Origin of the sequence: Streptomyces scopuliridis RB72 (assembly GCF_000718095.1) — a bacterium.
Classification (GTDB): domain Bacteria; phylum Actinomycetota; class Actinomycetes; order Streptomycetales; family Streptomycetaceae; genus Streptomyces; species Streptomyces scopuliridis.
The window spans coordinates 186,091-197,892 of sequence record NZ_JOEI01000031.1; the positions used below are offsets into that span (position 1 = coordinate 186,091).

General features: G+C 70.5%; 10 protein-coding genes and 1 other RNA gene. 2 read left to right on the forward strand and 9 right to left on the reverse strand.

What is annotated here, in order from left to right:
• Positions 1-10 precede the first annotated feature (10 nt).
• Positions 11-1,396 carry an MFS transporter gene (locus tag IF11_RS0131195; RefSeq protein ID WP_030355138.1) on the forward strand — a complete coding sequence of 462 codons (1,386 nt, stop codon included), beginning with the start codon at positions 11-13 and terminating at the stop codon, positions 1,394-1,396.
• Between the two features lie 44 nt (positions 1,397-1,440).
• Here the strand turns inward: IF11_RS0131195 and ssrA are convergent.
• The 5 genes from ssrA to ftsE all read right to left on the reverse strand — a co-directional run bounded on the left by ssrA (position 1,441) and on the right by ftsE (position 5,397).
• Positions 1,441-1,827, reverse strand: a transfer-messenger RNA (tmRNA) gene (ssrA, locus tag IF11_RS38270).
• Positions 1,828-1,983: 156 nt separating this feature from the next.
• A complete protein-coding gene (smpB, locus tag IF11_RS0131200; protein ID WP_030355139.1) occupies positions 1,984-2,463 on the reverse strand; it encodes an SsrA-binding protein SmpB in 480 nt (159 codons plus the stop codon).
• A gap of 34 nt (positions 2,464-2,497) precedes the next feature.
• A complete protein-coding gene (locus tag IF11_RS0131205; protein WP_051746382.1) occupies positions 2,498-3,685 on the reverse strand; it encodes a S41 family peptidase in 1,188 nt (395 codons plus the stop codon).
• A gap of 67 nt (positions 3,686-3,752) precedes the next feature.
• Complete coding sequence (ftsX, locus tag IF11_RS0131210) at positions 3,753-4,670, reverse strand: permease-like cell division protein FtsX (RefSeq protein ID WP_030355141.1); 918 nt, start codon at positions 4,668-4,670, stop codon at positions 3,753-3,755.
• Between the two features lie 37 nt (positions 4,671-4,707).
• Positions 4,708-5,397 (reverse strand): cell division ATP-binding protein FtsE, encoded by a 690-nt coding sequence (gene ftsE / locus IF11_RS0131215; protein ID WP_030355142.1) that lies wholly within the window; start codon positions 5,395-5,397, stop codon positions 4,708-4,710.
• Positions 5,398-5,680: 283 nt separating this feature from the next.
• Here ftsE and IF11_RS0131220 point away from each other — a divergent pair, with 283 nt between their 5' ends.
• Positions 5,681-5,875, forward strand: coding sequence for a hypothetical protein (locus IF11_RS0131220; protein ID WP_030355143.1), 195 nt, complete (start codon positions 5,681-5,683; stop codon positions 5,873-5,875).
• A gap of 95 nt (positions 5,876-5,970) precedes the next feature.
• Here IF11_RS0131220 and IF11_RS0131225 read toward each other — a convergent pair whose 3' ends face one another.
• The 4 genes from IF11_RS0131225 to IF11_RS0131240 all read right to left on the reverse strand — a co-directional run bounded on the left by IF11_RS0131225 (position 5,971) and on the right by IF11_RS0131240 (position 11,613).
• Positions 5,971-6,795 (reverse strand): hypothetical protein, encoded by an 825-nt coding sequence (locus tag IF11_RS0131225; RefSeq protein WP_030355144.1) that lies wholly within the window; start codon positions 6,793-6,795, stop codon positions 5,971-5,973.
• A 270-nt stretch (positions 6,796-7,065) separates the two neighbouring features.
• A complete protein-coding gene (gene prfB, locus IF11_RS0131230; RefSeq protein ID WP_030355145.1) occupies positions 7,066-8,172 on the reverse strand; it encodes a peptide chain release factor 2 in 1,107 nt (368 codons plus the stop codon).
• A gap of 426 nt (positions 8,173-8,598) precedes the next feature.
• Positions 8,599-9,831 carry a serine/threonine-protein kinase gene (locus IF11_RS0131235; protein ID WP_030355146.1) on the reverse strand — a complete coding sequence of 411 codons (1,233 nt, stop codon included), beginning with the start codon at positions 9,829-9,831 and terminating at the stop codon, positions 8,599-8,601.
• A 159-nt stretch (positions 9,832-9,990) separates the two neighbouring features.
• Complete coding sequence (locus IF11_RS0131240) at positions 9,991-11,613, reverse strand: serine/threonine-protein kinase (protein ID WP_030355147.1); 1,623 nt, start codon at positions 11,611-11,613, stop codon at positions 9,991-9,993.
• Positions 11,614-11,802: the final 189 nt, after the last annotated feature.

The window sequence follows — 11,802 nt, forward strand, 5'->3', positions numbered from 1 at the left end:
GGGTGAGGGCATGCCGCATTCCCCCGCACCCGACACTCCCCTGCTGGCCGTCACGGGCGACAGCCTGGTCCTGGCCCGGCGCTACGACGCCCGCTTCGACCCCGCTCCGCCGAGCGCACCGGAGCCCCCGGAACCACCGAAAGCGCCGCGCCCGCCCCGGACGGCGCGCCGCCGCGGCAACCCGTACGCCCGGCTCTTCGCGATCCCCGGCGCCCGCGCCTTCACCGCCGGGAATCTGCTCGCCCGGCTCCCGATGGGCATGTTCAGCGTCAGCGCCGTGATCATGATCGCCGGATCGCGTGGCTCGTACGCGCTGGCGGGCGCCGTCACCGCCACCGGCCTCGCGGCCACCGCCGTGGTCGCGCCCCGCACCGCCCGCCTCGTCGACCGGTACGGACAGGCCCGTATCGCCGTACCCGCCACCGCGATCGCCGCGCTGGCCTCGCTCGCCCTGGTCCTGTGCGTACGGTACGAGGCGCCGGACTGGACGCTCTTCGCCGCCTACGCCGCGACCGCCACCACCCCCAACACCGGCGGGATGTCCCGCGCCCGCTGGGCCCATCTGCACCGCGAGGCGACCCCGGAGAACGCGGCGGCCCTGCATACCGCCAACTCCTTCGAGCAGGCGGCCGACGAACTCTGCTTCATGCTGGGTCCGGTGCTCGCCGCGTTCCTGTGCACCGCGCTCTTCCCGGAGGCGGGCACGCTGACCGGGGCCGTCCTGCTGCTGACCGGCGTACTGATCTTCGCGGCGCAGCGCTCCACCGAGCCGCCCGCCACCGGCCGTACGGACGCGGCGCGCGCCCCGCTCCACTCGCCCGCGCTGGCCGCCCTGCTCGCCGTCTTCCTCGCCACGGGCGCCGTGTTCGGCGCGACGGAGGTCGTCACGCTGGCCTTCGCGGACGACCGAGGCCACCAGGCGTGGGCGGGCGCGGTGCTCGCGCTCCAGGCCGCCGGATCGTGCGTCGCCGGTCTGCTGCTCGGCGCGCTGCGCCCGGCCGGCCGGCTCGGGCGGCGGATGGTGCTGTGCGTCGCCGCCATGTCGGCGCTGCTGGCCCTCCCCCTGCTCGCGGCCACCGCCGGGGCGTCGGGGTCGCTGCCGCTGCTCGCCTGCGGACTGCTGATCGCGGGCGCGGCGACGGCCCCGACGATGGTGACGGGCATGACGCTCGTCCAGCGCCTCACCCCGACGGGCCGGCTCAACGAGGGGATGACGCTGGCCGTCACGGCGCTGCTGGCCGGCATAGCCGCCGGTGCGGCGGCCGGCGGCTGGACCGTGGAGCACACCGACCCGGCCCGCGGCTACGCCCTCCCGCTCTGCGCCGCGCTCCTCGCGCTGCTCTTCGCGGTCACGGGCGCGCGCCGCTTCGGGCACGACAACGGCCCCGCTGCCTGAGCAGCGGGGCCGTTATCTACGATATTCAATTGAAAACATGGGAATTGTGGAGATGGCGGGAATCGAACCCGCGTCCAACGGTGCAGAACCAGGGCTTCTCCGAGCGCAGTCCGCTTCGCTTTTCTCGGCCCCGGAGATCACACGGACAAGTCTCCGACGGGCTCAGTCACTGTTTGATTTCCCTCTGCTCCCCGTGACCGGGCTCAGAGGTTTAGTTCCCTAGCTGATGCCAGGATCCGGGTCGGGAACAGCCCCGGGCTGACACTCCGCAGAGTCTTCGCTAGCTGCTAATTAGGCAGCGAGGGCGAAGGCGGAGGAATCGCGCTTAGAAGTGGCGATTATTGTTTGCGACATATGGTTAACGAGATCATTGCCGCTTCCTCGGCTCGCTTCACCTGCTTCGACATCCGCTGTCGAAACCGATCATCCCCATGTTGTTTTTTCAAACGTGCTCATTTTCGAGCGCGCACCCGCTGTGAGGTGCAGGACCCATCGTACGTGACCAACGCACGACGGTGCCAGCCTATTCCGCCCGGCCGGCCGAAGCGGCGCCGAAGCGGGACCGTCAGGACCGCCGGCGGACCCGGTCAGGCCCGCTGACGCCGCTTCGCCGCCGAGATCGCCCGGTCGGTCTCGCGCCGGTCCTGCTTCTCGCGGAGCGTCTGCCGCTTGTCGTACTCCTTCTTGCCCTTCGCCAGCGCGATCTCGACCTTCGCCCGGCCGTCCTTGAAGTACAGCGCGAGGGGCACGATCGTGTGACCCGTCTCCTGCGACTTCGACTCCAGCTTGTCGATCTCGATCCGGTGCATCAGCAGCTTCCGCTTGCGCCGGGCGGAGTGGTTGGTCCATGTCCCCTGCGTGTACTCCGGCACATGGACGTTGTGCAGCCACGCCTCGTGGCCGTCGATCTGGACAAATCCGTCCACCAGGGAGGCCCGTCCCTGGCGCAGGGACTTCACCTCGGTACCCGTCAGCACGAGACCGCACTCATACGTGTCGATAATGAGGTAGTCGTGCCGCGCCTTCTTGTTCTGCGCGATCAGTTTGCGCCCTGTTTCCTTAGCCATAGTCCCGCCATTTTCTCACCCCGGCGCAACTTCTTTACTCCGCGCTCCCGAGGCCGCTCAGTACCATCCTCGCCCGCTCCTGGGCGCCCTCGCTCACCTGGAGATCCGGCGTGACGCCCCGGCCGTCCACCCCATGGCCGGCCGGGGTGCGGTACGTACCGACGGTCAGCTCGGCGACGGAGCCGTCCGGAAGCGTGCTCGGCATCTGGACCGAGCCCTTGCCGAAGGTGCGCGAGCCGACGGTGACGGACCGGCCGCGGTCCTGGAGGGCGCCGGTGAGCAGCTCGGCGGCGCTCATCGTGCCGCCGTCCACCAGCACCACCACCGGGCGGCCGGTGTCGCCGCCGGGATCCGCGTACAGCGCGCGCTGCTCGCCCCGTATGTCGTACGTCGCGACCAGACCGCCGTCGAGGAAGGCGGAGGCGGCGGTGACGGCCTCGGCGACCAGGCCGCCCGCGTTGCCCCGCAGGTCGAGCAGGACGCCCGTGCCCTTCGGCGCGGCCCGGACCGCGTCCCGTACCCGCTGGCCGGTCCCCTTGGTGAACGCGTCGACCTTGATCCGCAGCGCGCCGCCCTCGATCGTGTCGACCGTCACGGATTCGGTGGTGAGCCGGGCGCGGCGCAGGCTCTCCGTCCAGTGCCGGCCGTCCCGCTCCAGTCCGAGCACGACGGTGGAGCCGACGACGGACGCGCCGTCGCTCTTCCTCTCGCCCCGCAGCAGCGCCATGACGTCCGTGACGGGCCGCTTCCTGATGCCGCGGCCGTCGATGTCCCTGATGATGTCGCCGGGCCCGATACCGGCCCGCTGCGCGGGGCCGCCGGGGTGGACCCGGGTGACCTCGACCAGACCGTCGGCCGTACGTCTCGCCCAGAGCCCGACGCCGGTGTACGAGCCGTCCAGGGCCCGCTGGAACTCCTCGTACTCGCTCTTGTCGTACACCGAGCCCCAGCGGTCGCCGCTGCGGCTGACGACCTCCTCGGCCGCTTCCGTACCGGACTTCCCGTTGGCCATGGCCTCGGCGGCGGCCCTGGCGACCTCGTCACGGTCGGCCGTCGACGCCACGGGCCGCGTCTGCACGCGGGGCGGCTCCTCCTCGCCGTACGGCAGAGCGCCCGTCGCCGCCGCGGTGGCGAGCACGCTCGCGAAGAGCAATGTCAGGGCCGCCCCGCGGCGGACACCGCGGGACGTTCGGTGCAACTGGTGCAACTCGGAACCCGACATGAGGTTGAGTCTAGGACAACGCCGAACGGCAGAACGGTGCTTGTCGCCTCCGCGCCAGGGGCGCTTGTCACACCCGGAGGTACTTGCGCAGCGCGACGAAAGCGGCCACGGCGGGCATCAGCAGACCGATCGCGAGCACCAGCGGAAGCTTGGCCAGCACCGCGTCCCAGCCGATGAAGTTGACGAGTTCCATCTTCTGGGCGAGCGCGAGACCGTTGTCGATCAGGAAATAGCGGCCCGCCAGCAGCATGGCGCACGCGACCACACCACCGATCAGCCCGGCGAACGCGGCCTCCATGATGAACGGCATCTGGATATAGAAACTGGACGCGCCGACGAGTCTCATGATCCCGGTCTCCCGGCGCCGGCTGAACGCCGATACCCGGACGGTGTTCACGATCAGCATCAACGCGATGACCAGCATCAGCGCCATCACACAGAGCGCCGCGATATTCATGCCGTTCATGAGGTCGAAGAGGTTCTGCAGGATGTTCCGCTGGTCCTGGACGGACTCGACCCCGTCCCGGCCCGCGAAGGCCGTCGCCACCACCTTGTACTTCTCCGGGTCCTTCAGCTTCACGCGGAAGGACTCCGGCATCTGGTCCGGGGTGATCGTCGCGGCGAGCGGGGTGTCGCCGTACCGCTCCTTGTAGTGCTTGTACGCCTCGTCGGCCGTCTCGTGGTGGACGGTCTCAACGATGTCCATCTTCCCGAGGTCGGTCTCGATCTGCTTCCTCTGCTCGCCGGTGACCGAGCCCTTGGCGCACTGGGGCGCGGTCGCCGCGTCGTTCTTGTTGCAGAGGAAGATGGAGACATTGACCTTGTCGTACCAGTAGTCCTTCATCACGCTGACCTGCTCGCGCATGAGCAGCGCGCCGCCGAAGAGGGCGAGCGAGAGGGCTACGGAGACGATGACCGCGAAGGTCATCGTGAGATTTCGGCGAAGACCGACGCCGATCTCCGACAGGACGAACTGGGCGCGCATGGCGTCCTTTCAGCTTTCGGTACTCAATGCTCGGTGCTCAGTGCTGGTAGCCGTAGACGCCGCGTGCCTGGTCGCGCACGAGACGGCCCTTCTCCAGCTCGATCACGCGCTTGCGCATCTGGTCGACGATGTTCTGGTCGTGGGTCGCCATCACGACGGTGGTACCGGTGCGGTTGATGCGGTCCAGCAGCTTCATGATGCCCACGGAGGTCTGCGGGTCGAGGTTGCCGGTCGGCTCGTCCGCGATCAGCAGCATGGGACGGTTGACGAAGGCCCGCGCGATCGCGACGCGCTGCTGCTCACCACCGGAGAGCTCGCCGGGCATCCGGTCCTCCTTGCCGCCGAGGCCGACGAGATCGAGGACCTGCGGTACGGACTTGCGGGTCTCGCCGCGGGACTTGCCGATGACCTCCTGCGCGAACGCGACGTTCTGCGCCACGGTCTTGTTCGGCAGCAGCCGGAAGTCCTGGAAGACGGTGCCCAGCTGGCGGCGCATCTGCGGCACCTTCCAGTTGGACAGGCGCGCGAGGTCCTTGCCGAGGACATGCACCATGCCGTGGCTGGCGCGCTCCTCGCGCAGAAGCAGTCTCAGAAAGGTCGACTTTCCGGAACCGGACGAGCCGACGAGGAAGACGAACTCCCCCTTCTCGATCTCAAGGGAGACATCACGCAGAGCGGGGCTGTTCTGTTTCGGGTAGGTCTTGGAGACGTTGTCGAATCGGATCACGGGTGCACCACGGTCGGCCGGGAGTAGGTGAGCGAGACCTTACGCGAACCGCGCTGCCGCGCGCAGTCCGCGTCCATGGTTGAAACAGTGCCCGAGGGCGGGCTTGGGCTGATTTATCACGGATGGCGCCGGACCGCCAGCGGTGAGGTCCACCAGGAATCCGGCCGACCGCGCCGAAACGGCCGGGAACTGGCAGAGTGGAGGGGGGAACGGTCGTGTTTCCCGGAGCGTTGAGCGGAGAGACACTGGCTGCGGCTCCGCCGCGCGGTGAGGAGGAATGCGCATGACCTACGACAGACTGGTGTGCGCCAACTGCGCGGGGCCCGTCAGCGAGGGCCGCTGCCGCGTATGCCGCGCCAACAGGGAGCGGCTCCAGCAGCAGGGGCCCCTGGGCGGTCTCAGCCCGGTGGCGCTGCTCACACTGCTGGTGGTGCTCGTCGCGGCCGTGGCGCTGATGGCCGCTTACCAGCCCGCCTGACCCCCGTACCCCCCTGGACTCACGATGAGGGGCTCGGACGCCTGACCGGCGCCCGAGCCCCTCATATGTACGTGCTGTGGTGCGTATTACACCGATCAGACGGCCGTACGGCCACCGCCGACCAGACGCGGCAGCATCCGGAAGCCGATACCGCCGGCGATCATGGTCGCGGCACCGATCAGCAGGAACGTGGTCTCGGCGGCGCCGGTCTCGGCCAGCTCCTCCTTGGGCGCACCCTGCTCGACCGGCTGCGAGCCGACACTGTCGGTGTCGGTGTTGTCGCCACCCGTGGTCGCGCCACCGGTGGAGCCGCCGTCCGTGCCGCCGCCGGTGGTGGAGCCACCGTCCGAGCCGCCGCCGGTCGTCGTGCCACCGTCGGTCGTCCCACCATCGGTGGTGCCACCGTCCGTGGTCCCGCCATCGGTGGTCCCGCCGTCCGTCGTACCACCGTCGGTGGTGCCACCGTCCGTGGTGCCGCCATCGGTCGTCCCACCATCGGTGGTCCCGCCGTCCGTGGTCCCGCCGTCGGTGGTGCCACCGTCGGTCGTCCCACCATCGGTGGTGCCGCCATCGGTCGTGCCACCGTCCGTGGTCCCACCATCGGTGGTCCCGCCGTCCGTCGTACCACCGTCGGTCGTCCCACCATCGGTGGTGCCACCGTCGGTCGTCCCGCCGTCGGTGGTGCCGCCCACGGTCGTGCCGACCGTCGCGCCGCCGTCGGTGGTGCCACCGTCCGTGGTCCCGCCGTCGGTCGTGCCACCCGTGGTCTCGTTGCCGATACCCAGGCCGACATCGGCGATCGGAGTGGACACGCCAATATTGACGGCCTGAGCGGCGCCCGCGATGGTCAGTGAGGCACCCGCGGCGATCACCGCGCCGGCCGCCACACGTGCCACGCGGATCCGCGTCTTTTTGGTCATCTGCCTGCTACCCCCAGTAGCTCATTCGTCAGTGGTGCAGCGTCCGGGGCAGCGGCCGCTGGGGGTTCGCGTACTCCGCCCCCGGTCTCACGCGCCCCAGAATTACGCATGCCACGCGCCAGCGTTGCCGGTTTTCATATACGCGTCAAGGTCGTTGCGCGTGCGATGACCGAAATCGCGTCAGTTGTCCGGCGTGCGGGGATGCAACTGTGACGTAAATGGGAACTGCCGCCCTACGGACGGCAGTTCCCTTGTCGACAAAGCGCGAATTTACTTGTCCTGCTGCTTGCGCCAGCGAATTCCGGCTTCCAGGAATCCGTCGATCTCACCGTCGAGCACGCCCTGCGGATTACCGACCTCGAACTCCGTCCGCAGGTCCTTGACCATCTGGTACGGGTGCAGAACGTACGAACGCATCTGGTTGCCCCAGGAGTTGCCGCCGTCGCCCTTGAGCGCGTCCATCCTGGCCTGCTCCTCCTGGCGGCGGCGTTCGAGCAGCTTCGCCTGGAGGACGTTCATCGCGCTCGCCTTGTTCTGGATCTGCGAGCGCTCGTTCTGGCAGGAGACCACGATGCCGGTCGGGATATGCGTGATACGCACCGCCGAGTCGGTGGTGTTGACGCCCTGCCCACCGGGCCCCGAGGCGCGGTAGACATCCACGCGCAGCTCGGACTCGTCGATCTCGACATGGTCACTGGACTCCACCACGGGGAGCACCTCGACGCCCGCGAACGAGGTCTGGCGACGGCCCTGGTTGTCGAACGGCGAGATCCGGACAAGACGGTGCGTGCCCTGCTCCACGGAGAGCGTGCCGTAGGCGTAGGGCGCCTTGACGACGAAGATGGTCGACTTGATGCCGGCCTCCTCCGCGTACGACGTCTCGTAGACCTCCGTCGGATAGCCGTGCCGCTCGGCCCAGCGCAGATACATGCGCTGAAGCTGCTCGGCGAAGTCCGCGGCGTCCACGCCACCGGCCTCGGCGCGGATATTGACGAGCGCCTCGCGCTCGTCGTACTCGCCCGAGAGAAGGGTGCGGACCTCCATCTCGTCCAGCGCCTTCTTGACCGACAGCAACTCGGACTCGGCCTCGGCGCGGGTATCCGCGTCGTCCTCGGCCTCGGCCAGCTCGAAGAGCACTTCCAGGTCGTCGATGCGCCCACGCAGCGCCTCGGTCTTACGGACCTCGGCCTGCAAGTGCGAAAGCTTGCTGGTGATCTTCTGCGCCGCCTCGGGGTCGTCCCAGAGGGACGGGGCCGCGGCCTGCTCCTCAAGCACGGCGATGTCGGCCCTCAGTTTGTCGAGGTCCAGGACGGCCTCGATCGACCCCATGGTCGAGGAGAGGGACTTCAGCTCTTCGGATACATCGACGACTGCCACCGCACCAGCGTAACGCGCTTTTTTTGAAGGCTCGGTTCGCCTCCGGGGCGCTTTATGCCAACGTCGACGGTCGACCGTGCTCGATTCGCTCGTTCCTCGCGAACCTCCGCCCGCGCGGCGGAGCCGCATATCGAGCACAGCCTCCCTTTCGACAGCGGCGCGCCCTTCGGCTCACTCGCCGGCGGACGTGGGCACCCGGAACGAACCGGCACCCCACCCCAGCCCGCAGCCCGCGAGCCGGGCTGGGCAACCACTGGGCTGCACTCACCCCCCGCCCCCCACCGGGGCGCGCACTGATTGGGGCCCACCGGGGGAAGGGGGTCGGGGTCGGAGGAGGTGCGTGTCCGGACGTAAAGCGTCGCAGCTCGCGCGAAGCGCGGTGAGGAAAGCAGTCCGGACACGCACCTCCGGAGAAGCCGGGAGGCGTCAAGGCGCAGGCGACGTCGTCCGCTGAGAATCCCGCGGCGCCTCGTCGCCGCCCCCGCCCAGCACCAGCCAGCCCCCCACCCCCACCACCGCGACCACCAGCACCGCCACCACCCCCAGCGTGATCCGACGCTTCCGCACCGCCTCCGCCTTGTGCCGCGCCGATCCCGGCCGCCGCTGCCCCGGAGACCTCGGCGCCCGCGCCGTACCGCGCGCCCCGCCCGCCAGCTCGTCCGGCCCCGGCACCCGCATGCTCGTATGCGTGTCCCGGTTGGAGTCGGGCACCGCGCCGGGAACGAGCGGTACCGCTCCCCTGCGGCGCGGCTCCTCGGGAGCGGACGGCCCCGGCTCCTCGTACGGCCGCTCCGTGGGCTCCGCGTCCGGCTCGTCCACGTCCAGCGGCGGAATACCCGCGAGCATCGGCAGCTGCTCCCGCAGCCGCGCCGCCAGCTCCGAGGCGCGCAGCCGGGAGGCCGGGGCCTTCGCCAGGCACTGGACGAGCAGCTGCCACAGCTCCTCGGGGATACCGGGCAGCGGTACGACGGTCTCGGTGACATGCCGGCGCAGCACGGCCCCGGGGTGGCCGCCGCCGAACGGGGTGAAGCCCGCGAGCAGCTCGTACAGGACGGTGGCCAGCGCGTAGATGTCGACGGCCGCGCGCGGCGGCAGGCCCTCGACGATCTCCGGGGCCAGATAGTCGGGGGTGCCGATGATCTTGGACGCCTTGGTGCGCCGGGGGGTGTCGATGAGCTTGGCCACACCGAAGTCGGTGAGCAGCGCGGGGTGCGCGCCGCCGGGGCCGAGCGGGCCCTCCATGTCGAGCAGGATGTTCTCGGGCTTGACGTCGCGGTGGACGACCCCGGCGGCGTGCGCGGCGGCGAGCCCGTCGGCGACATCCGCGATGATCGCGACCGCGGCCTCGGGGGCGAGCCGGCGCTCGCGGTCGAGGCGGGTACGGAGATCCGTACCGCGGACCAGCTCCATGACGAGCGCGAGGTCGTTGCCGTCCACGACGAGGTCACGGACGGCGACCACCCGGGGGTGGTCGAGTCCGAGCAGGGCGGTGCGCTCCTGGACGAAGCGGCCGACCAGCTCCTGGTCCGACGCGAGATCCTCGCGCAACAGCTTGATGGCGACGGGGCCCTCGGGCCCTTCCCCGAGCCACACCGTGCCGGCGCTGCCCCGTCCCAGGATCTGGTGGGCGGTGTACCGGCTGCCGATATTCCGTGCCAAGACTGCTCCCTCAGCGGCTGGCGTTGCCCCTCAAAGTACGCGGGTATCGGGGTGTTCCGTGCCCTGGTCGGCAGCGTCACCCACTACGGCGAGGGGAAATAGCACGATCCGGGGGGATTCACCCCCCGGACCCGCCGTCCCCCTCGTCCCGGAACCGTGTCACTGCCCCGAGCTCGTGCCGCCCAGCTCCGAGATCCAGTCCGTCACCGTCGAGATCGCGTCACCGATCGCGGTCCAGTAGCCCTTGCCCTGGGCCACCCAGTCCTGAAGCGGCGTCAGCTCCCAGACGAGCCAGCCCGCGACGAAGAGCAGGACGAGCGTGAACAGGCACCCCTTGAGGCAGCCCAGGCCCGGGATCCGCATCGGGTTGGCGTTGCGCTGACGCGGCGGGCGCGGCTCGCGCTGCTGGCGGGGGGCCGGTCCCTGGGGCTGCTGGGGCGGCGGCTGCGGAGGCGCGTACTGCTGCCGCGGAGCCGGCGCGTACGGCTGTTGCTGCGGCCCCGGAGGGGGCGGCGCGTACCGCTGCTGGTGCTGGGGCGGCTGCGGGGGCCGCTGGTGCGCGGGCGGCTGCTGGGGGTGCCGTTGCGGGCGGCGGCGCAGCGGGTCCTGACTCGGGTCGAGGTACTGGACCTGCGTCTGCTCGTTGCGGTCGCGGGCGGCCTGGAGCTGACCCTGCCAGGGGTGCGGGCCCTCGGGGTCCGCCGGTACGGGCGGCATGACCGAGGTCGGGCCGGCGGCGCCAGGACCACCGGCCCCGGGGCCGGTGGACGGCATGACGCTGGTCGCCGCGCTCGGGTCGTACGAGCCGGCGTTGCTCGGCAGGACCTGCGTCGGGTCGGCCGCGCCCGGGGTCTCGGGCACCGGAGCGGGCGCCGGGTCCGGCGCGAGGAGCGCGCCGACGCCCAGCGCGGCGTCGACCTGGGCGGGCGTGGAGTGCACGCCGACACCGGCGGCGACGGTCCGCAGCGCCCGGGCCAGGTTCTCGGCGCTCGGCCGCTGGTCCGGATCCTTGCGCAGGCAGCGCTCTATGACCGTCCACAGCGGCTCGGGCACGGTGGTGGGGCGGCGGGGCTCCTCGCTGAGGTGGCGGTGGAGCACTTCGAGCGCGGTCGCGCCGGCGAACGGCGGGCGCCCCGTGACCAGCTCGTACAGCAGGATGCCCGCGCCATAGATGTCGACGGCGGAGGTCTGCGGACGGCCCTCGGCGGACTCCGGCGCGACATAGGCGGGGGTGCCGACGAACTCGTGCGTGCGGGTCAGTCCCGGGGAGTCCGCGAGGCGCGCGATACCGAAGTCGGTGAGCATCGGGTGCAGCCGCTCGCCGTCGTTCTTGAGCAGCACGTTGGCGGGCTTGAGGTCGCGGTGCACGACGCCGTCGGCGTGGCTGGCGGCGAGCGCGTCCGCGATCTGGGCGGTCAGCAGGGCCCCCGCGACGGGGCTGAACGGGCCGTTCTCGCGCAGATAGCGGTGCAGGTCCGGACCTTCGACCAGATCCATGACGAGCGCCAGGAGATCGCCCTCGACGACCAGGTCGCGGGTGCGCACGATATTGGGGTGGGTGAGGCGGAGCAGTACGGAGCGTTCGCGCAGGAAGCGCATCACGATATCCGCGTCGTTCGCCAGCTCCTCCTTGAGGACCTTGATCGCGACGGTCTCGCCGGGCTGGCCGGCCACGGCCGCCTCGGCCCCCGCGGTCTCTCGCTGACGGGCTCGCCAGACGGTGCCCGTGGCGCCGCGTCCCAGCGGCTCCTCAAGCAGGTACTTGCTGCCTACCGGCCGCACGTCATGCGCTCCCTGCTGGTCGTGGTCATCTCGTGGTCCCGGCCCCGCCGGGTCTCCGACCCACTCTAGAGCCTGGCAAGTTACCCGCCCGTCCTCTTCCGGTCCCCCTCCGGTCCCGCTCGGACACGGCTCCGGTCCCGACCCGACCCGACCCGGGTCCGGTCGTGTTCGAAAGAAAGACGCTCGCAT

Coding starts and splice junctions, on each gene's coding strand:
- IF11_RS0131205 (WP_051746382.1), bottom strand. CDS start 3,685: ATGTCGGGTTCCGAGTTGCACCAGTTGCACCGAACGTCCCGCGGTGTC.
- IF11_RS0131195 (WP_030355138.1), top strand. CDS start 11: ATGCCGCATTCCCCCGCACCCGACACTCCCCTGCTGGCCGTCACGGGC.
- IF11_RS0131225 (WP_030355144.1), bottom strand. CDS start 6,795: ATGACCAAAAAGACGCGGATCCGCGTGGCACGTGTGGCGGCCGGCGCG.
- IF11_RS0131220 (WP_030355143.1), top strand. CDS start 5,681: ATGACCTACGACAGACTGGTGTGCGCCAACTGCGCGGGGCCCGTCAGC.
- ftsX (WP_030355141.1), bottom strand. CDS start 4,670: ATGCGCGCCCAGTTCGTCCTGTCGGAGATCGGCGTCGGTCTTCGCCGA.
- smpB (WP_030355139.1), bottom strand. CDS start 2,463: ATGGCTAAGGAAACAGGGCGCAAACTGATCGCGCAGAACAAGAAGGCG.